Genomic DNA, 1,160 nt, shown 5'->3' with positions numbered 1-1,160 from the left:
AATCTTCATAATTTTCTGTATTTATCTCATTCAGACGCAAAAAAATCCTTTACAATGGATTGGCAGGTAGTTCCTGTCCATAATCCACCGAAAAGGATTAATCACATGGACAAGGATACCCTATTTTCTTCATTTAGTAAATGGATTTCACCAATTTGTGCGAAGTCGTTCACAGAACGTGTTCAAGCTGCTGAGCAAGACAAATACGTAAAGAAGCTTACAACCCTGTCGTATCTAAAGTTGTTCCTACATGCTCAGATTCAACAGCGAGATGGCTTGCGCGAAATTGCCGATGATGTGCTTTCAAAGGATTTTCAGAAAGAGCTCCAGATGAACTCCATCTCTGCTGCTCAATTAAGTCGGAAGCATAATCAGGTCAATCCCGTTTTGTTGGAACAAGTATTTATGGAATTGGTTTTACGTATTCGCCAAAGCGCAGCTCCAGGAACCGTACGAAAGGACTTCAAAATCATCGATTCAACCACGATCGGACTTTGCTTACAGAAATACAAGTGGGCCGAATTTCGAAAGACAAAAGCAGGCATTAAATTGCATTTTCGGGTGGAGTACATTGATGATGAAACGGTGGTCCCTGAAAAGGTTGCCATGACACCGGCCAAAAAGAGTGACCGGAGCCAGTTAGAGACATTAGTTGATGAAATCGGCGTGACCTATGTGTTTGATCGCGGTTACATTGATTATGCTAAGTTTGATGATTACTGTGAACGTGGTATTTTCTTTGTGACGCGGACAAAAAAGAATGCTGTTATTCGGCCCATCGAATCCTTCCATTTGTCACCAGAAAGCTCGGTACATTCCGATGGGATGGTCTATATCGGTACGCCTCAAAAACGAATGGAAAATGTGTTGCGTCTCCTTCAAACCGTAGATTCCGAAGGAAATCCTGTGACCATTTTAACGAATCGCTTCGATTTGGATGCCGAAGAAATCAGCCAGATTTACCGACAACGATGGGCAATTGAAACATTTTTTAAATGGATGAAACAGCACATTCGGATCAAAACGTTTTACGGAACAAGCGAGCAAGCCGTGATGAATCAAGTATGGACCGCATTAATCGCGTTTTGTCTGCTCGTACTTATGAAACTGGACACCGCTACACATCACAGTATTCTTCAGCTTTATCGTTGGCTTAAAAT

General features: G+C 41.9%; 1 protein-coding gene. It reads left to right on the top strand.

The window, feature by feature from the left end; translation table 11 throughout:
- Positions 1-105: 105 nt before the first annotated feature.
- On the top strand, positions 106-1,160 hold a 1,055-nt coding region (locus WBG83_RS22455; protein WP_336747623.1), incomplete at its 3' end, for an IS4 family transposase.

This window comes from Paenibacillus sp. y28, assembly GCF_037137075.1.
Classification (GTDB): Bacteria; Bacillota; Bacilli; order Paenibacillales; family NBRC-103111; genus JBBBNV01.
The sequence above is the reverse complement of the archived record's forward strand: the minus strand, read 5'-3'. Positions and strand labels throughout refer to the sequence as shown.